The sequence below is a fragment of the Agarivorans sp. JK6 genome (assembly GCF_045277145.1).
GTDB lineage: Bacteria > Pseudomonadota > Gammaproteobacteria > Enterobacterales > Celerinatantimonadaceae > Agarivorans > Agarivorans albus.
Map to the genome: position 1 here is coordinate 3,697,706 of NZ_CP113525.1, position 18,783 is coordinate 3,716,488.

Consider the following 18,783-nt stretch of genomic DNA (forward strand, 5'->3'; position numbering starts at 1 on the left):
ATTAAATCATATAAAAAACATATGCATACAAAATAATATTGAGTTTGTGAACCAGCTATTGACAAATCAAACCATATGATAAAACTAAAAAATCCAGCAACATGGGCGTTGCTGGATTTTTGTTAATAGCATTAATTATGCCTTTGCTTGGACCTATGAGGAACTAAGGACTTAGCTCACCTTGTTAAAGCTTAATTGCACTCCAAGCTTACACCCGGTTGCTTATAACTTAAGGCAAAACCTAACTTACCTAAGCGGCCTTTTTTCGAGCCGCAAACCAGCTGCTGTAGAGTTTTATCACTGTTATTGTCCCAGGCCGCCTTTTGCCCTAGCTGTTTAGCGGTTCTGCCGCTGCTGGCAATAGCTTGCTCGGGAGCATACGCTAGCATTTGCTTGGCAACTTCTTCTATTTTGCTTAAATAATAAGCCTGCTCAACTAAGCGTTGTTCATCTACAGAGATGCTTTTAGCTAGCTCATAACCCCAATGAAACTCTAAAAAGTTAATCGCTTCGGCCTGCTTTTTCACCCAACTAATATCACGCGCGAAATAAACTAAGGCTCTAAAAGCTTGGTTGGATAAAGAATCCTGCCCGAGTGTAGTCGGCATGTTTAAATAAGAAATGGCTTCGCCACTGGCGGTAAATTGCCAGCTATTGTTAGTTTGTGCCAAGCGCTGCCAAAACTTCGACATAGCTTGCTCGATGGAATCACTTTCGCTCGCTGACCAATTGTCTTGAACTTTAATCAGCACCGGCATTTGTGCCCCACCATTCTCCATATCGATAAAAGTCGAGAAGGTATGGTGGCCGTCAGTTAGGTATAAGTGACCATCGGGTCCTACAATGGCGGTTTTCATCTCACTGCTATAGCTGCCAATCGCTTGCGGGCATTCAAAGCTAGTTGGCACAAGTGGGGACGACTGCTCACTCCACTTAACCTTTTTTTCACCAGCACCGTAAGACTCACAAATTTCTTCATACATCTTTTTGGGCTCGGCTTGGTAGCGGCCAAGTTTATAATTTACTTGGTCATAACCAATCAAAGCTTGGGTTGGGCGTAAATCTCCAACCTTTGCCCAACGAAGTTCACCTTTGGCAAAGGTTAAAGGGCTAGCATTAAGGTCACTGTTTATCGCGCTTAAGTAATCAATATTTTCTGCTTGGGCAGAAAACCCTATTAGGCCAGCTGAAATACACAGCCCCAGAGCCGAGATTTTAACTCTTTTTAAAGCTTTAAAAATCACTACACTTCCTCATTAAAACTGTTGAGTTAAGCCACGGGGCCACGCGATTGGCGCCCCGTAACTAATGCTTATTTATTGATTAAGGCTAGCTCTACATCTTGCTGCGCTATCATCCACCAGCGTCCACCATATTGGCTGTCGTAGCCAACTAAGGGTTGATCACTACAGCTGGTAATACGTGCAGGCGGGTTAGTTAAGTAGTCTTCATCCCATGGCAAATCAAGCACACACTCAGATGCCGCTACCGCTTGCCATTCACCGTCGGCTTTCCAAGCGAGGTTCAAGTTCTCTGCCTGTGCCAAATTCTCGGTTGTGAACTCAATGCCATATGGATCAGCAATGATCTGTTCTACATCCCAAGCTTGAGTTGCATAACTTGGTAAATCGACCACCGGTTGCTTAGCCGTTCCATCGGGTTGCGAGCCAGGCTGGCCAGCTATGCTGCGAATATCAACTTCACCGCCATAGGCATTTTGATAAACCCCACCATGCACTTGGGTACCACTCACTAGCAACACGTCAGAAACCGTAGCGGCCTCTTTCGGCATCCAACTCAAGGTGAGGTGCTTTTTCATGTCGATGGTGGTGGCAGGTAGCACTACATGGCCAGTTTCTGCGCCAGACTCATCAGGTTGAATTGAATCGTAATTAGGCACTACTCGGTTATTACCATTTAAATTTACATCCCAAGAAGAATGTTTGGTAAATAAGAACTGGTAGCTTAAACGCATCATGTCGTTCATGCTTTCGGCACGGTTAAAGCCTGCCGTATACCCCATGGTTCGTTCGGTGGTGTCTACCCGGTTAAAGGTATTATTTGTGCCGCCTAACAGCTTGGCCGTACTTTGGTCATCAGCCACACAGGAAGCAGTTTTGTATTCAACAATATGGTTAAGAATCGGGCGTTGATCATCGGGTATCGAGTTTGGATAGATCAATGATTCACAACGGTTGGAGCTGCGGCTAAAGCTGTCCATTAAGGTCCAATTAGGCTCAAGCAATTCTTTAGGGCCATCACTGTTGGCCTTAATGGTATGAGGCGCCGAATAAGCGCGGTAATCGACTCTAGAACCATCAAAATGTAACATGGCGGCGTTGGCATCGTAATGCTCCGAGCCATTGCTCATGCTATCCATTTTGTGTTGAATCACATCTTGAATCAGCTCGCGTTCGCCATAACGGTATTCATAACCCTTGTAAGAAGCATTGCCACTAACAATTTGGGTATAAGATGGCATGCGGTAATTACCACCACTAGGGGTAGATGCCAACGGTTCGGCATTGCGCCCACCTGGATCATTAGAACCTAATACCCGCGCATGCACTTGCGAGCGCTGATACATGTGCTCGTGTCCTTGCACCCAAATTACATCTTTTTCGGCAAATAACTCTCGGATCTCTTTATGAATATCAAACAGGCGATTGTCATCTTTAGTGCCCTGTACAATTTGCTCACGAGTTTGCCCATACTTAGCGCCAATCAAACCATCGTGGCTGGCAATTACCACATGTTCAAACTTACCTTCATGTTCTGCAACTACATCTTTAATCCAACCAAAGGCAATCGGTAGGTTGTAATAAGCAAGGCCAATCACCAATACGTTTTCACGAATAATGTAATAGTTAAGCCACTCGGCACTAGGCATGTGAACTGCGTCTTCAGGAATGTAGTGACGCATGTTTTCAATCCATTCTACCGTGTAAGCCCAGCTGGTTTCGTGGTTGCCCATTACTGGCAAAAACTCCATGCCCGCTTCACGGTACTTCTCAGCAACCTCTCGCCACTCTGCCCATTCTTTGGTTGAACCGTGATTGGTTAAATCACCTACCGGAATAACCAAATCAACGCCATGTGCTTGGTGCTTAGCCAACACTGCTTCCATGGGGTGTTGCGCTACTTCCCAACCATTTCCTTGGGTATCAGGTAACAGACCAATAGACAGCGATGCCGGTACAATTGGGCTTGAAGTATCTTGGTCATTATTACTATCACTGTTACAAGCACTAAGTAGTGCGCTCACTGCCGCAGCGCACAAAGCAGCGCGAAACACTGATTTAGTTGAATTTGGCATTAGATAATGTCTCCATATCGCCAGTTATCTTTTTGATTTGGCGGAAGATACTGAATTCAAAATATGACACTAAGATTTCATTTTTATTAATTAAAGCAATTACTAAAATTAAGTGCTAGTCGTAATATTTATTTAATAATTGACCTCTATAACGCTGCCTTATTCTTATTAAAACCTCTTGTTCAAGGCTAATTACATGACCTTTCGCCAATTACTTTTAGTCGCTGTTAGCGCGGGCCTAGCACTTACCGTCCAAGCCAAAGAGCTACCACCTCAAGCAGCAGAAATGATGTTTGAACTTAACGAAGCGGCAGCATGCATGGCAGCCGCAAAACACTTAAAAAACCATGCGCGGGTAGCGGTACACCAACAAGATTACCAAGCACTCATCGCTGAATATCAGGTACCTAGCGAGCTAGCCAACTCTGTAAGGCAGTTAAACCATCGTCAATACTTAAACTTTAGTGAGCGTTACGACCAACGTTATCCAGACCTAGATAAGCATAAAGCCCTAACCTCTGCTTATACCCACCGCTGCTACTTTATGAATGAACATGAAACTCGCCGGGCCGCAGCCTTACATGTATTAAGCAACAACGATTAAGCTAACAACCTGCCTAAGGTATTCATTTGCTTTAGGCTTTTCTAGCTATGCCGCATTTAACGCAATTTCTGCTCCTCAATTAACTGCCAAGTGCTTACACTTAAATAACTCAGTTATGCCCAAGCCAAATAGGCTGTAATATTTGACTAAGTGCTAAGGTCTAGATACTAGAACCAAACCACCAACAGATTTCATCAGCCACCAGTAGTGTGGCGAAAGGATGCCGATGAGAAACATAGTCACCAGCCTAACTCTAATAGTTCTCAGCTTTTCGAGCCTTGCCAATTCAAATTTTAGCTATCAGCTAAGTCTCAGCCAGCCCGATGGCAGCCCCGCTGCCAATGTGGTGGTTTATCTCGAGCCACAAGGCCATCAACTCAAGCAGATAAACCAACAAACAGTAATTATTGGCCAACGAGATAAAGCCTTTGTTCCCTATATCAGCGTTGCGCAACGTGGCAGCCAAGTCGATTTTAATAATGACGACAACATTACTCATCACATCTATTCGGCTGCCGGTGATAATAAGTTTTCATTTCAAATCAAGTCAGGAGAGACCCACAGCAAACATGACTTCGACCACAGCGGCGTGGTACCTATGGGCTGTAATATTCATGATTGGATGGGCGCATATTTATTATTGGTTGATACACCTTTGTTTAACAAAACCGATGACCAAGGAATGGTTAAATTTACTGACGTGCCAGCGGGAGATTACCAACTGGTGGTTTGGCATCCAGAGCTTAAAACAGCTAACCAGCAACTTAGCCAAAAGCTAAACATTAATAACGATGGTAAGCTAGCACTTAGCTTGCCCAACGCTTTAGAAGATGAAGAACTAGAACAGCAAAATCCGGATGATTTTGATTTTCTCTCAGAGTACTAATTGGCAGGAGCGCCGATGAAAAGCATAAAGACCAAAATACTACTGCTGATAGTATCGCTATTGTTACTGCTTCAAGCGATCTCATTTTGGTCTACCTATGACTCCTTAAGGCTGAAAGAAAAATTAGCCATCGACTCGCAGCTAAGCAAAGCTAACGCTCTATTTCAAAGTGAGTTTAATCGCCGAGGATTTTACTTAAGCAGCTTTGCCGAAACGGTCACCAACGATTACGGATTAAAAAGTGTATTTGGTGAAGACAAACGCAGCGTAGCGATTGCCCTGCACAATCATGGTAAGCGCATCAATGCAGATTTAGCCATGGTTGTTACACCTTCGGGCATGATTGAACTGCAACTGGTAAATAGCCAACAAGGAAATCAAAAAACCAAAGTAGTAAGAGGTGAACAACAAGGCCAAACTTTTGCTTTTATGCCAGCCTTACAACAAGACCAACTGCCTCCCTACTACGCTATTGGCAACCAACTTTACCAACTACACCTTTCAGCGATAAAAAGTGGTCCAGCGATTATTGGCTGGGTCGGTTTTGGTTACGAAATTGGCAAGCCCTTGGCAGAAAGCTTTTTAAGCCAAACCGGTTTGCAAACCGATTTTATCCTAGAGCAACAGCAAACATGGTCTTTGTTGGGCTCAAGTAATCCCAATGCCAATGTGGCTAGCGCTAAAGCCTTACTAAGCCAAACCAACAGTGATGTGATTGCTCTGCACCAACAGTTTAGCGTGGCAGGTGAAAGCGCATTTTATGTAGTGCTGCACAGCTCCAGAGATAACCTAGTGGCGGTGATTCAACAAAGTTGGGTGCAAATTTTACTGCTAACGGCACTCACGCTGTTCTGTTCGATGATAGCGGCTTACCTGATTGCTGATGACATTACCCGGCCAATTAAACTGCTGGTGAAACAAGCTAAGCGGCTAGCCGCTGGTGATTATCAAACACCGGTATCGATAAACGACAGAACCGAGCTTGGCCAACTAGCCAGCGAATTTAATAACATGCAAGAACAGGTGCTCAGTCGTGAACAGGCCATTAACCATCGCTTAAACCACGATCCTCTTACCGAGTTACCCAATCGCAACTGGCTGGCCAATAAACTTACTCAACTTACAGCAGACAGCAAACAGTCCTTTGCTATGTTCCACTTAAACATTTGTCGCCTAAAACAAGTGAACGATACCTTAGGCCACCAAGCTGGCGACCAGCTGATTAAAGAAGCGGGCAAACGCCTAAGCGCACTAAAAAGTGAACACTACCTGTGCCACATCGGTGCCGACGAATTTATTGTATTACTGCCAAATGTAACCCGAGACAACGTACAACAACATTTGCAGCTTATTAGTATGCAAATGCACGAAGGCTGTAATTTTCAAGATATGCATCTACAGCTGCAAACGCATGTGGGTGTAGCCTTATTTCCAGAGCATGGCCAAAACCCGCAAGAGTTACTACAAAAGGCAGATGCGGCCTTAAATCACTGTCGAGAAGCGCGCAGCCATTGTTACATCTACGACCCAAGTGCCGATACCAATACCGTTGAACGTTTAAGCTTAATTAACGATCTTAAAAAGGCCATTCAGAATAACCAGCTCACGCTGCACTACCAGCCAAAGTTTAGCTTTGCCGCTAACAGAATCACCCATGTAGAGGCTTTAGTACGTTGGCAACACCCAGAGTTAGGCATGGTTCCACCCGATGCATTTATCGAAATTGCCGAACATACTGGGCAAATTAACCCTCTCACTCGCTGGGTCTTTCTAGAAGCCTTATCGCAAAGCTTGGCTTGGAAAGTTAAAGGTGTCGACGTCAACATAGCGATCAATATCTCTGGCGAAAACCTAAAAGACGATAGCTTTTATAGCTTCATTTGCCAGAATATCGAAAACAAACAACTAGCAGCGGAATCCTTCACCTTAGAAGTCACAGAGAGCGCGTTAGTTGACGACCCAGAAACAGCGATCGCCTTGCTGGCTCGCTTTAAAAAACGTGGCTTTAAATTGTCTATTGATGACTACGGCACCGGTTACTCGTCCCTTGCTCAATTAAAACGCCTACCGGTGCATGAGCTCAAAATTGATAAATCTTTTGTACAAAAGCTCGCCATTGATGCCGACGATGCCATTATTGTGAAGTCGACCATTGAGCTAGCGCACAACATGGGCTTAAGTGTAGTAGCAGAGGGTATAGAAGATATCGAGAGCTTGCGTTGGCTGGAAAAAGCCAAGTGTAATTTAGCTCAAGGCTACTTTATTAGTCGCCCAAAACCCGCTAAAGAATTGTATGAATTACTCGCTCAGGAGAGCATCGAGTTTGCCGAATAAGGGAATTATTTTCAGCATCTGTTTGATGCTAACAGCTACGCTAAACACGACCAAGTCTGCGGAATATAGCGCCAGAGGGATCCTCGATTTACGCGCTAGCCATGTAGATAGTAGTGACAGCTATGTAAAAGGTGGCTACGGCAAATTTGGCTACTCTGATGGAAACCAACTTTCTGTTGCTCAAGCAGGCTTAGATTTAAGCGCTCACTGGGATAACGGCTTCTCTGGCAAACTGGTTTTAAATGGCTGGCTCGATCAAGAAGATAGTGCGCTAGGCTTTACTGAGGCTTTTTTTAGTTATAAAGGTCTACCCTCAGAGAGTGGCCTTCGCTGGTCGGGCCGAGCGGGCATTATGTATCCGAGTATTTCCTTAGAAAACACCGCCACCGCCTGGGCAACGCCATACACCTTAAACGCCTCCACGCTTAATACTTGGGTTGGGGAAGAAATTCGCACCACCGGCATCGAAGCCAAACTAGAGCGCTTAGGTAAATTCTCTAACTCCCAACACAATTTGTCACTAAGCGGCATGCTGTTTTTGGCCAACGACCCAGCTGGAGCCTTATTAGCTTGGCACGGCTGGACCAGTAGCTCGAGACAAACCTTATGGGGGGAAACTCGCCCATTCCCCGAACCATTGCAACCCGCATTAGCCGATCAAACCCGCCGTTCGAACCCATTTAAAGAAATAGACCATCGCCCCGGCTTTCATACTAACTTGGACTGGAGCATCAGACGCCATGCCCTGTTTAGAGTGGGATACTACGATAATCTGGCTAAACCTTACTTAATTGATGGTGGCGACTACGCGTGGCGAACCCGCTTTGCTCACTTAGGTGGAAAATGGCGAATTAACAAGCAGTGGCAGCTATTGTGGCAATACATGAACGGCTCAACCTTGATGCAATCGCTCGATCGCCAAGATGCTGTGAAGATGGACTTTGCCAATGGTTTTGCCATGCTCACCCACAACTTTAAAAAGAAGCACCGAGTGAGCCTGCGGGTAGAAGCCTTTGAAAACATCGACCGCGACAACACCCCCTTGGATGACAATAACGAGCGCGGTAAAGGCCTTACCTTCGCCTACCAATATAAGTTAAACAAAAACTGGTTTATAGGCGGTGAATACCAATGGCTAAACAGCCAACGGCCACAGCGCGCCTTGCACGGGCTAGAAGCAGGCACCAACGAACAACTATTCCAATTAGCTGCCCGTTATTTCTTTAGTGCTATTTAGCCAGACCAACTACGCACTTCTCACTGATTATCAAAAATAAATTGAGAGTGATTTAATCGCAGATGTGTTTTTCCTATAGCTAAACTCTACTACACTGAGTTATCTGGATTTTTGCCCTAATGGAGCCACCAATGAAAGCTGTAGCCTACCAACAAGCGCTAGCAATTAGTGAAGACTTATCACTGCAAGATATTGAACTGCCAAAGCCTAACGCCAGTGCTAAAGACTTATTAATAAAAGTTGAAGCCATCTCTGTAAACCCTGTTGATACCAAAATTCGCGCCAATGTCTCCGCCGAGCAAGGTCAATGGAAAGTCATCGGTTGGGATGCAGTAGGCACCGTGGAGCAAGTTGGCGACCAAGCCCAGCTTTTCAAGGTAGGTGACAAAGTCTGGTATGCCGGTGATTTAACTCGCACAGGCAGCAATGCAGAATACCAACTGGTGGATGAGCGCATAGTTAGCTTAGCGCCAAATAGCATTCCAGCAGCAAATGCGGCCGCCTTGCCTCTCACGGCACTAACCGCTTGGGAAATGCTATTCGACCGCTTGCAAGTGAGTAAAACTGAGCCAAAGTCTATTTTAATCATTGGTGCCGCTGGCGGCGTAGGCTCAATCATGATTCAACTGGTAAAACAGCTCACCAAGCTTAAGGTTATTGCCACCGCCTCTCGTCCCGAAACCCAAGCTTGGTTAAAAGAATTGGGGGCCGACCAAATTATTAATCACCGCAACCCTTTGAGTGAAGAGTTAGCCGAGCAAAACAACATCGACTACGTAGTGAGCTTAAACAATACCGACGAACATATGGCCGAGATTGTTAAAGTTATTAAGCCACAAGGAAAGTTTGGTTTAATTGATGACCCAGCTGAGTTAGATGTAAAACAGCTCAAGCTAAAAAGTATCTCGCTACATTGGGAGTTTATGTACACCCGCTCAATGTTCCAAACCGAGGACATGATTAAACAGCATGAATTACTCAGCGAAGTGGCTACGCTCATTGATCAAGGGAAGATAAAAAGTACCTTAGGTGAACACTTTGGCCAAATAAATGCCGACAACCTAAAACAAGCCCACGCCTTTATTGAATCGCAAAAGGCTAAGGGGAAAATTGTGTTGGAAGGGTTTTAGTTGGCAGAAGTGCTCTATAAGACAGTAACCAAGCTCGGAATTTAACATCTCCGAGCTTGAGCTGTGAATGATTGGTCTAGACTCAACCAACAAACTTTGGTTATTTTCAGTTAAGAGCGCTGAAAATTCGGGAATGCTTAACTGGTAAAGAGCGGTAATTAAGCGCTCAACCTCTTGCTTGCTTATATCAAAGAACAACTCTTGGGATTCACGTTTAAAAAAAGGTCCACAATAAGCCCTGCGACGCTTGCTGTGAGCGCTTACTTCCCAAGAATCCTTTTCAAGCTGCGAGATAATTAAAGAACTTTCTTCACCCCCAATGATTCGCAGAGACAAGATCTTCATTGCGGAGTCTTCATTCATATTTTCCCATTTAAAACTCTTAAAAAAGGCAATTGCTTCTTTCAAAGTAGGTTGCAACGGGACATCTTGATCTAACTCTTCGTCACAATACATACAATAAACGGTATTCACTCAATTACCTCTAGTAATAATAAATATCTTAAACAACCTATAATAACAAAAAAATCAATAAAGAAAGGCTAAGAGAGAATATAAGATTTACACTTCTTTACCCTAGCTTTACCTAACTAAAGACTGGCTTTTTTATACTTGTTACCAAAGGATGAGTAAGGCCGAATCATGCGTAAAACAACTGCAACTATAATGCTGCTCTTAGCCGCCATTACCGGATTATGGCTACAAGCAGAACCCAACCTGTTTTCTTCAGATAACTTCTTTCAATGGCGCTCGGCGCTCATTCAGTACAGCGGTATTTTAGCCGTGGGCTTAATGAGTATTACTATGCTTTTGGCCTTACGCTTACCCTTTATCGAATTGCTGACCAAGGGCTTAGACAAATCCTACCGTTTGCACAAACACCTCGGCATCGCCTCGGTATTAGTAGCAGCGGTGCATTGGCTACTGGCGATTATTCCTAAGCAACTGGTAAGAGCGGGGATACTAGACAAACCCGTTAGAGGCACTGGTCCCAATAATTCCGATTCGCTATATGCGCTGGTGCGTCCTTTACGCGGACTGGCTGAACAAGTAGGCGAAGTAGCCTTTTACAGCTTTGTAGTGCTAGCAATTGTCGCTTTAGTGGGGGTGATTAGGTACAAAGGGTTTCGTTACTCGCACAAACTCATGTCGCTAGCATTTTTAGCCATTGCCTTTCACTCAGTGATTTTAATTAAACATAGCTATTGGCCTTACCCCATAACGTATGCCTGTCTGGCGTTAATTTGGGTGGGCAGTGTTGCTGCGATATATAGTTTGTTTGGCCGTATTGGTAAAACTAAGCAGCACACCGCCACAGTGGCTAACTTTAGATTTCTACCCCAAGATAAAGTTGTCGATTTACGCCTAAGCGTGCCCAACTGGCATGGTCACAATAGTGGGCAATTTGCGTTTATTGGTTTTCCGGGCGAAGAACCACACCCCTTTACCATTGCATCAACTAATACCGGCACTGGTCACGTGCGCTTCCTGATAAAAGAGCTAGGCGATTTTACCGCCAACCTAAAAAACCGCCTTAACATCGGCCAAGAGCTAAAAGTAGAAGGCCCCTACGGTAACTTTGACTTTAATGATTCGGCACCGCAATTGTGGATTGCCGGAGGCATCGGTATAGCGGCTTTCACCGCCATTTTACAACAACGTCAAACCATGAAAAATCCCCCTAAGGCAACCCTGTATTACTGCAGTGAAACCTTGGAACCCAAGTTAATTGAAGAGCTACAGCAACTCTCTTCGAGCAGTCAGGTGGAGTTAAGAATTATCGACAACAGCCGCCAAGCTTTATTAAGCGCTGAGCAATTGGTAAACGAAGTTGAAGACTTAATGCAACGTAAGATTTGGTTTTGTGGACCCGTTGCATTCTCTAGTAACTTACAACAACAACTGGCTCACTTCGGCTACCCACTTAAGCATTTTCACAGCGAACTGTTTGAACTGCGCTAAGGCAACAATTTAGGGCGTGATTACAGAAAGCTCGCTAAGCATGGCCGAAGTAGCCCATCAACTGGGTTATAAACACCAAGCCAACTTTAGCCGACCGATTAAAGACAAACTAGGAGTAAGCCCTAAAGTACTTAGGGTTTTGGCCAAAAAGCCCAAACCCTAGCTTTGCTAATTTGCTTTAAAACCAAAAGCTGTATAGATATCCTGCGCCAATGGCCATACCAATAATCACCAGTAGAAACGCTGCAATCATCTGATTTTTAAAGATGGATTTAAGCAATATCACTTCGGTCAAACTTGCCCCAGCGCTGCCTATAATCAGTGCCATTACCGCCCCTAAACTCATGCCTTTTGCCGCCAAAGCGGCACTTAAAGGAATTACCGCTTCAGCACGAATGTACAAAGGAATACCAATAACAGCCGCTACAGGCACCGCTAATGGGTTATCTTTGCTCGCAAATTGGGCAATCAACTCACTTGGCATAAAGCCGTAAATCAACGAGCCAACTGCAATACCGCCAATTAAGTAAGGCAATACCTTTTTAAAATCCAGCCAAGTACTGTCCCAAATTTTCAACCACTTGTTGCGCTCTACTGCGGGCTTGCCTGAACAAGAAGAACCACATTTTTTGGTTTCTGGCTCAAGATAAGACTCTGCTTTTACGTACTTTTCAAACCCTAGCTTCTCTAACAAATACCCAGCGACTACCGATACCCCCATGGCAATGGCAAAGTAAAACACACTCACTTTCCAGCCAAAAGTTACCGCAAACAAACCAATAATTATCGGGTTAAGCAATGGGCTGGCAAACAGGAATACCATCATGGTGCCAAATCCCGCTCTAGCGCGTAATAAGCCCTTTAAAAAAGGAATGGTTGAGCAAGAGCAAAACGGTGTTATTGCCCCCAAAAAGCCCGCCACGATATAACCCGAACCATTTTTAGCACTCAAAATACGTTGGATTTTTTGTGGTGGTATATACAGCTGCAATACCCCAACCAAGTAGCTAATAGCTAAAAACAACAAGGTTAACTCTACCGCTAGAAAGCCAAACATATTTAAGGCCTGCCAAGCCATTTCACTATTTATGTTAAACATCAAATTAATTCCAAATTTCTAGATTATTCGAAATATATACTTAAGCATTGGAAAAAACAAGATATTTCCAGTAATATCGAAATATACTTTTACAGAGAGCCCTTTATGAATACTGAAAGCATCGCTAAAGCCCTAAAAGAACTGGGCCACCCTACTCGCCTAAGCATTTACCGTAGTGTTGTAAGGGCGGGCTACAGCGGTATCGCAGTAGGCGGATTACAAGAAAAGTTGGCCATTCCAGGCTCAACCTTGTCGCATCACATATCCAGCTTGGTATCTGCAGGCTTGCTTAGCCAGCGCAGGGAAGGACGAACACTTTATTGCGTGGCAGAGTTTGAATGTCTACAAACGGTAATTAGCTTTTTACAAGACGAATGCTGCACCGACGAACAAGACACCAAGCCTTGCTAAAGTGAATACCTACACTTACTCATTTATTGAGGCTTGAATGCTAGTTAATGAGTCTTGGGCTAATTCAACAAACGCGCTGACCGTGGCATTGCAAACAATAGCAGAGTAATGCAGTTGCAAATATATCGGCACGGTTTTGTCAGCAATAGCCACAAAACGGCAATGCTCACTGTATAGTTTTGCAATGCAATAAGGCACCAGGGACACCCCTAAACCTGATGCAACCTCAGTTAGCAATGTTTGCATATGATTGGGCTGGCTCACGATATTTGGCGAAAACTTTGCCTGCTGACACAAACTAATAATCCCATCAAACAACCCCTCTGCTTCACTTCGCTTGAACAGAACGAACGGCTCGACTGCAAGTTGCTTCAATTTAAGCGACGCAAACTTTGCTAACCGGTGATCTTCTGGCAGCAAAACAACAAGCCTATCTTGATAAATATCCTGGCTAACAAACTGTTGGTTTAAGCTGGTAGGCAAGGGCCGAGAAAAACCAACATCAATTTTCTGCTGCTGAAAGGCCGCTACTTGCTGAGCCGCGGTCATTTCATAAAGGCTCACTCTCACCCCCGGATACCGCTGTTTGTAGGCTCGCACCAAGCTAGCCATAAAACTCAAACAGGCAGAGCCTAGATAACCTACACGCAACTCACCAATTTCTCCTTTAGCACTTCGTTGCGCTTGGGATTTAGCCAGATGCGCGCGCTGCAAGATATCTTGCGCGTCGCTTAGTAGCTGCTGGCCCGCAGCGGTAATCCGCACTTCCCGTGAATTACGGACAAATAAGCTCACGCCTAGCTCTTCTTCTAGCATGGCTATATGCCGGCTAATCGCGGGCTGTACGGTATGTAGCTCTCGAGCTGCAGCAGAAAAATTTTGCAAAGTGGCAACTGCAACAAAGCTTCTTAAGGTTTTAAGTTCCATTCCACCTATACCAAATTTCTATTACTGACATCAAATATTAGCATTTCTGCTATCAAAGCCAAGCGCGTAAAGTGGCGTTATTCAATAAGCAGATTGCTTCCACAACTCGAAGTAGGAAAATGATGACTAATCTATCCCAACCTTCAGCAAACAGCCCATCAATGAGCAAAGGCTTGTTGCTGCTGATGTCTAGCGCCGTATCGGCAACCGCCGCCAACCTTTACTATAACCAACCGCTGTTGCCACAAATTGGACAGGAACTAAATTTAGGTAGTGAGGCTTTAGGGGCAATCCCAGCCGCCACTCAATTTGGTTATGCCGCGGCATTGCTGCTGATCTCTCCTTTAGGAGACAACATGTCGCGCAAACGCTTAATCGCCATCTTGTCGCTGTTTTTAATCGCCGCTTCAGTGCTGGCATTTTCAGCGCAAAATTTGCTGATGCTACTGGGCGCGGTTTTCGTTATAGGCCTGAGCGCCAACATTACCCAACAGTTAATTCCGTTTGCTGCATCAATGTCTTCGCCAGAACAAAAAGGCCAAATCATTGGCACCATGATGACTGGGCTTACAGTGGGCATTTTACTCTCGAGAACCCTAAGTGGGATGGTGGGGGAAAACTTTGGATGGCGGGCCGTATTTGCGATGTCGGCCACTATCGCCTTGGTGTTTGGTTTATTGCTTTATAAATACTTACCTAACAATACCCCCAGCGGAAAGATGCCCTATCTTAAGCTGGTTGGCAGTATGTTTAGTCTAGCTAAAAAACATGCCAACTTGCGCTACTCAGCATTAACAGGCGCATTGTGGTTTGCCGCCTTTAATGCGCTTTGGGCAACCCTGGCACTGCATGTTAGCGAAGCCCCGTTCAACTACAACGCTCAACAAGCAGGCTTGTTTGGCATTATCGCTTTGGCAGGAGTGAGTGGGGCTAAACTATCGGGTGTCTACGTGAGTAAGTTTGGCTCTCGCAATATGATAAGTGCAGCCTTGTTACTTATTGCCACAGGTTTTACCGTCTCAGCAATATGGGGGGACTCGCTAGCGGGCTTAATCGTTGGCATCATCTTAATTGATTTCGGTGTATTTAGCGCTCAAGTGTCTAATCAGGTAAGAGTATTTTCAATTGACCCCGCAGCCCAAAGCCGCATAAACGGCATCTATATGTTGGGTTATTACCTCGGCGGTGCGTTTGGCTCATTGCTTGGTGTTCGCGTGTTCGGTCAATTCGGGTGGCTAGGTGTAGCGATATTTAGTATCACTTTGGTCGGATTGAGCCTTTGGGCAAACATGCAAAAAGCTCAGACTTCGCATAGCCGAGTATTTATCGTATGAGTTTGGACTACAATCAGTAAACGCTACACTTACATTGAAATCATGAATAAACGGCTGTTACTCACACTATTTTTCCTTAGCTTACCCTTTAGTCAGGTGCTAGCAGACAGCCTAGCGCCTCGCTTTATCACCGTAAATGAACCACCGGCTAGTTATATTGATGAACAAGGGAACATTCAGGGTTATGTTGTTGATATCGTTCTAGCTCTAGCTGCACGCTTAAACATTGAAGCCGAGCTAGAGCTGCTACCTGAAGCACGCGCATTAAAAACCGCTTACCATAACCACAACACCATGCTGTTTTCCTTCAGCCGTAACACTGAGCGCGATCAAAAGCTCAATTGGATTGGACCGATTCTAATTAAAACATGGGGCTTGTATGGCTTAAAAAGCAATCCAAACACCTATGAAAAGCTAGCCGATTACCCAACTATTGGCGTGGCTAACGGTGATATTCGCCACGAATGGCTTGCCCAGCAAGGCTTAAACAACTTATCGGTAAACAGTAGCCATAAGCTAAACATCCAATTGTTAGCGAGAAAACGAATTAGCACTATTGCTTATGAGAGTGCTGGTTTACAGATTGTTGCCAGTGAACTTGGCATAGACCCCAGTAGCTTTATTTTACTTAAAGAGCTCAAACAGCAAGCTGTGTATATTGCGATGTCTAAGCAGTTTAACAACGCAGAGCAATGGCAGCAGGCTTTTAAGGACATGCAAGCGGAAGGAGAACTGCAGGAAATAGCCACAAAGTGGCGCCAAAAAATCAAACAAGAACACAATATAAATGCCCAACTCAACAACGGTATTCTAATGCTTAAATAATAATGAATACCCAATACGGTATAAGCTGTCACCTTTTATACCTGCTTAAATATCATTCAAAATTTATTTGCTAAATGTGATTTATCCCAGCACTCAAACCAATACCAGCAGCAAATATTCCAGTCTTACGCCTCTTTTATTGATTCTTTTACCAACAAAATGTGATTAGTGACAACATAATCAATTACCAATGAAACTCACTAAAGTCTTGCTTCAGCAGATTTCTGGAATCGCGCAATAAGCTCAACTACGTTCCTTAATTAACTCAATAATCATTACGGAAGTGAGTAGTCGTAGTTATTTGAGCCTTACCAAGGTTGAAAACTATAACAAACAGCCTTGATAACGGTAGGTTGCGCGCTGGCTTCAAGCTGGTGTTCATTCCACTCACAACAAAAGGGAATAACATGACTAACAAGCTAATATTTTCATTATGTCTACTAGGAACCAGCCAAGCATTTGCGCATGGTTTAATCGTAGATCCTCCATCACGAAATGCGCTGTGTGGCTTAACAGAAAAACCTGATCAAGCTAGCAGCGCTCATTGTATTGACGCTTTTGAAAATGACCCACAAGGTGGCTACAAGTTTATGAGTGTGCTCACTCATACCGAAGGCCGCGCAGTGGTTTCACCACTGCCCAACAATGTATGTGGTTTTGACAGCGAAACATGGCAGGGTGCAGCAACTCCATGGGATGTAGCCACAAGCTGGCCAGGGCAAGCTGTTCAAGCAGGTCCTTTAGACATAACGTGGAACATTCAATGGGGAAATCACTTCTCTGATACCCGTGAATTTCATTACTGGATAACTAAACCTGGCTTTGTATTCGACCCAAGCAAAGTTTTAACGTGGGATGATTTTGAGGCAGAACCCTTTTGTGTTTTGCCCTATGATGATAGCCAACCTAATGCCAATCCAGCGGTAGTGGCGAATAAAGAGGCGGTGACCTTTACCACCACCTGTACCCTGCCTGAACGCAGTGGTCACCAAGTGATCTATGGCGAATGGGGCCGCAACTCTTGGACCTATGAGCGCTTCCATGGCTGTATTGATTTAGCTTACTCCGAAGATACCTTGGGAACGCCAATAGCCACTCCGCAACAAATTTCCACTCCCCAGGATACGCCCGTTAGCATAACCTTAAGTGGCAGCGATACCGGTGGAGAAATTACGAGCTATCAAATACTTAGTCAGCCAATCAATGGTACTTTAAGCGGTACGCCCCCCGTTTTAAGCTACACCCCAACAGCGGATTTTGTTGGCACCGACAACTTTAGCTTTAGCGTAACCGACAACGAAGCACTAGAATCCACCCCAGCGCTAGTGAGCATTGATGTTAAGTCCACCGCCAACACCGCGCCTATAGCCAGCTTTGATGCAAGCAGCCAAGGCTTAGCTGCCAGCTTCGACGCTAGCGGCTCTAGCGATGCAGAAAACGATACCCTTAGTTATCAATGGGACTTTGGTGATGGTTATACAGCCACTGGCGTTACTGCTAATCACGACTATGAAGGGGCCGGTAGCTACGCGGTTGTGCTCACGGTGTCAGATGGCTTGTTAGAAACCAGCAGTAACCAAGAGCTGGTAATTACTGCACTACCGCCAAGCCAAGCAGGTTGTGAGTACGTAATTGTTGACCAATGGGGATCGGGCTTTAACGCAGAAGTTCGCATCATCAACACTGGTGAGCAAGCGATTAACGGTTGGCAAGTAACTTGGGCCTATAGCGATGGCAGTAGCATTACCCAACTATGGAATGGTGTGCTTTCTGGCGAAGGTCCTTACACAGTAAGCAACGCAGCTTGGAATGCCAAAGTAGAACCTGGCCAGACAATGAGCTTTGGTTTCCAAGGCAGTAGCAATGGAAGCTCAGAGGTACCTGTATTAATGGGAGATATCTGCCAATAATATTAGGCACTAATCAGCAGTAGCCATAAGGTTACTGCTGATTAACTTAGCCCAGTAACTTAACTTAGCGACTTTACTTCGCAACTATAGAAACCCAGCAAACCATGGCATTCTGGCAAATTTAGCCGTTGAACAACTTGCGACCTGCATTCAAGCCTTAAACAATCAAACTCGGGGCACCAAGTAAGAAAGGGTTATTATTCATCTTCAAAAGCTAAGTTTTTGTAATAAAACTGCTTATCGCGCTCACTAATCTCACGCAATACTTTACAAGAGTTACCCACTGCCACCACGTTAGCGGGAATGTCTTTGGTCACCACACTGCCCGCCCCTATAACGCTATTTTCTCCAATCGAAATCCCCGGCAATACCACCGAGTTTGCGCCTATCCATACATTACGCCCAATAGTAATAGGCACATTAAACTGAGCTGCTTGCTGGCGTGGTTTAGGGTTTATTGGGTGACCGGCTGTTGCCAAGGTGACATTCGGGCCAATCATGGTGTAGTCACCAATGTAGATATGCGTATCGTCTACTAAGGTGAGGTTAAAATTGGCGTATACCTTGTTGCCAAGATGGGTATGTTTACCCCAGTTGGCCTGCAATGGCGGCTCTATCATGCAATCTTCGCCCACTTCAGCAAAAATCTGTTTAAGTAACTTAGCACGTCGTTCTATTTCGGAAGGCCGACTGTGGTTGTAGTCGTAAATCACTTCTTGGCATTGGGTTTGCTCTGCAAAAGTAGCATCATCAAAATAGTAAATTTGTTGCGAATGTTTTTTATCTACTTGCGCCATATTACAACTAC

General features: G+C 44.8%; 16 protein-coding genes. 11 read left to right on the forward strand and 5 right to left on the reverse strand.

The genetic code is table 11. The features are described 5' to 3' along the window. Window positions 1-191 precede the first annotated feature (191 nt). Complete coding sequence (locus tag OV592_RS17065) at window positions 192-1,244, reverse strand: ParB/Srx family N-terminal domain-containing protein (RefSeq protein WP_406609415.1); 1,053 nt, start codon at window positions 1,242-1,244, stop codon at window positions 192-194. A 68-nt stretch (window positions 1,245-1,312) separates the two neighbouring features. After that, window positions 1,313-3,316, reverse strand: a complete 2,004-nt coding sequence (locus OV592_RS17070; protein WP_406609416.1) for a metallophosphoesterase family protein — start codon at window positions 3,314-3,316, stop codon at window positions 1,313-1,315. A 196-nt stretch (window positions 3,317-3,512) separates the two neighbouring features. On the opposite strand from OV592_RS17070, the gene OV592_RS17075 reads away from it, so the two are divergent. The 7 genes from OV592_RS17075 (at window position 3,513) to OV592_RS17105 (ending at window position 11,632) form a co-directional block, all read left to right on the forward strand. Then, window positions 3,513-3,920 carry a hypothetical protein gene (locus OV592_RS17075; protein ID WP_406609417.1) on the forward strand — a complete coding sequence of 136 codons (408 nt, stop codon included), beginning with the start codon at window positions 3,513-3,515 and terminating at the stop codon, window positions 3,918-3,920. 226 nt (window positions 3,921-4,146) lie between these two features. After that, on the forward strand, window positions 4,147-4,806 hold the full coding sequence (locus OV592_RS17080; RefSeq protein WP_406609418.1) for a hypothetical protein: 660 nt from the start codon (window positions 4,147-4,149) through the stop codon (window positions 4,804-4,806). A 15-nt stretch (window positions 4,807-4,821) separates the two neighbouring features. Next, entirely contained in the window at window positions 4,822-7,140 is a 2,319-nt protein-coding gene (locus OV592_RS17085; RefSeq protein WP_406609419.1) for an EAL domain-containing protein, read from the forward strand. Between the two features lie 25 nt (window positions 7,141-7,165). Beyond that, a complete protein-coding gene (locus OV592_RS17090) occupies window positions 7,166-8,377 on the forward strand; it encodes an outer membrane beta-barrel protein (protein WP_406609420.1) in 1,212 nt (403 codons plus the stop codon). Between the two features lie 131 nt (window positions 8,378-8,508). Further along, window positions 8,509-9,507 carry a zinc-binding alcohol dehydrogenase family protein gene (locus OV592_RS17095; RefSeq protein ID WP_406609421.1) on the forward strand — a complete coding sequence of 333 codons (999 nt, stop codon included), beginning with the start codon at window positions 8,509-8,511 and terminating at the stop codon, window positions 9,505-9,507. 642 nt (window positions 9,508-10,149) lie between these two features. Then, window positions 10,150-11,469 (forward strand): ferric reductase-like transmembrane domain-containing protein, encoded by a 1,320-nt coding sequence (locus tag OV592_RS17100; protein WP_406609422.1) that lies wholly within the window; start codon window positions 10,150-10,152, stop codon window positions 11,467-11,469. A gap of 16 nt (window positions 11,470-11,485) precedes the next feature. Beyond that, window positions 11,486-11,632: a hypothetical protein gene (locus OV592_RS17105; RefSeq protein WP_406609423.1), complete on the forward strand. Its 147-nt coding sequence runs from the start codon at window positions 11,486-11,488 to the stop codon at window positions 11,630-11,632. 15 nt (window positions 11,633-11,647) lie between these two features. Here the strand turns inward: OV592_RS17105 and OV592_RS17110 are convergent, their stop codons facing one another. Next, entirely contained in the window at window positions 11,648-12,568 is a 921-nt protein-coding gene (locus OV592_RS17110) for a permease (RefSeq protein WP_406609424.1), read from the reverse strand. Between the two features lie 105 nt (window positions 12,569-12,673). On the opposite strand from OV592_RS17110, the gene OV592_RS17115 reads away from it, so the two are divergent. Next, window positions 12,674-12,979 carry an ArsR/SmtB family transcription factor gene (locus tag OV592_RS17115; RefSeq protein ID WP_406609425.1) on the forward strand — a complete coding sequence of 102 codons (306 nt, stop codon included), beginning with the start codon at window positions 12,674-12,676 and terminating at the stop codon, window positions 12,977-12,979. Between the two features lie 15 nt (window positions 12,980-12,994). Here the strand turns inward: OV592_RS17115 and OV592_RS17120 are convergent, their stop codons facing one another. Further along, window positions 12,995-13,906 (reverse strand): LysR family transcriptional regulator, encoded by a 912-nt coding sequence (locus OV592_RS17120; protein ID WP_406609426.1) that lies wholly within the window; start codon window positions 13,904-13,906, stop codon window positions 12,995-12,997. 119 nt (window positions 13,907-14,025) lie between these two features. Here OV592_RS17120 and OV592_RS17125 point away from each other — a divergent pair, with 119 nt between their 5' ends. The 3 genes from OV592_RS17125 (at window position 14,026) to OV592_RS17135 (ending at window position 17,975) form a co-directional block, all read left to right on the forward strand. After that, window positions 14,026-15,240 (forward strand): MFS transporter, encoded by a 1,215-nt coding sequence (locus OV592_RS17125; RefSeq protein WP_406609427.1) that lies wholly within the window; start codon window positions 14,026-14,028, stop codon window positions 15,238-15,240. A gap of 42 nt (window positions 15,241-15,282) precedes the next feature. After that, entirely contained in the window at window positions 15,283-16,065 is a 783-nt protein-coding gene (locus OV592_RS17130; RefSeq protein ID WP_406609428.1) for a substrate-binding periplasmic protein, read from the forward strand. A 407-nt stretch (window positions 16,066-16,472) separates the two neighbouring features. Continuing rightward, window positions 16,473-17,975 carry a lytic polysaccharide monooxygenase gene (locus tag OV592_RS17135; protein ID WP_406609429.1) on the forward strand — a complete coding sequence of 501 codons (1,503 nt, stop codon included), beginning with the start codon at window positions 16,473-16,475 and terminating at the stop codon, window positions 17,973-17,975. A gap of 197 nt (window positions 17,976-18,172) precedes the next feature. Here the strand turns inward: OV592_RS17135 and OV592_RS17140 are convergent, their stop codons facing one another. Next, a complete protein-coding gene (locus OV592_RS17140) occupies window positions 18,173-18,772 on the reverse strand; it encodes a sugar O-acetyltransferase (RefSeq protein WP_406609430.1) in 600 nt (199 codons plus the stop codon). Window positions 18,773-18,783: the final 11 nt, after the last annotated feature.

What these genes read in the sequence shown, in the direction of transcription:
- OV592_RS17130 (WP_406609428.1), top strand. Translation starts at nt 15,283, where the DNA reads ATGAATAAACGGCTGTTACTCACACTATTTTTCCTTAGCTTACCCTTT.
- OV592_RS17085 (WP_406609419.1), top strand. Translation starts at nt 4,822, where the DNA reads ATGAAAAGCATAAAGACCAAAATACTACTGCTGATAGTATCGCTATTG.
- OV592_RS17075 (WP_406609417.1), top strand. Translation starts at nt 3,513, where the DNA reads ATGACCTTTCGCCAATTACTTTTAGTCGCTGTTAGCGCGGGCCTAGCA.
- OV592_RS17090 (WP_406609420.1), top strand. Translation starts at nt 7,166, where the DNA reads ATGCTAACAGCTACGCTAAACACGACCAAGTCTGCGGAATATAGCGCC.
- OV592_RS17125 (WP_406609427.1), top strand. Translation starts at nt 14,026, where the DNA reads ATGATGACTAATCTATCCCAACCTTCAGCAAACAGCCCATCAATGAGC.
- OV592_RS17095 (WP_406609421.1), top strand. Translation starts at nt 8,509, where the DNA reads ATGAAAGCTGTAGCCTACCAACAAGCGCTAGCAATTAGTGAAGACTTA.
- OV592_RS17135 (WP_406609429.1), top strand. Translation starts at nt 16,473, where the DNA reads ATGACTAACAAGCTAATATTTTCATTATGTCTACTAGGAACCAGCCAA.
- OV592_RS17080 (WP_406609418.1), top strand. Translation starts at nt 4,147, where the DNA reads ATGAGAAACATAGTCACCAGCCTAACTCTAATAGTTCTCAGCTTTTCG.
- OV592_RS17115 (WP_406609425.1), top strand. Translation starts at nt 12,674, where the DNA reads ATGAATACTGAAAGCATCGCTAAAGCCCTAAAAGAACTGGGCCACCCT.
- OV592_RS17140 (WP_406609430.1), bottom strand. Translation starts at nt 18,772, where the DNA reads ATGGCGCAAGTAGATAAAAAACATTCGCAACAAATTTACTATTTTGAT.
- OV592_RS17120 (WP_406609426.1), bottom strand. Translation starts at nt 13,906, where the DNA reads ATGGAACTTAAAACCTTAAGAAGCTTTGTTGCAGTTGCCACTTTGCAA.
- OV592_RS17110 (WP_406609424.1), bottom strand. Translation starts at nt 12,568, where the DNA reads ATGTTTAACATAAATAGTGAAATGGCTTGGCAGGCCTTAAATATGTTT.
- OV592_RS17070 (WP_406609416.1), bottom strand. Translation starts at nt 3,316, where the DNA reads ATGCCAAATTCAACTAAATCAGTGTTTCGCGCTGCTTTGTGCGCTGCG.
- OV592_RS17100 (WP_406609422.1), top strand. Translation starts at nt 10,150, where the DNA reads ATGCGTAAAACAACTGCAACTATAATGCTGCTCTTAGCCGCCATTACC.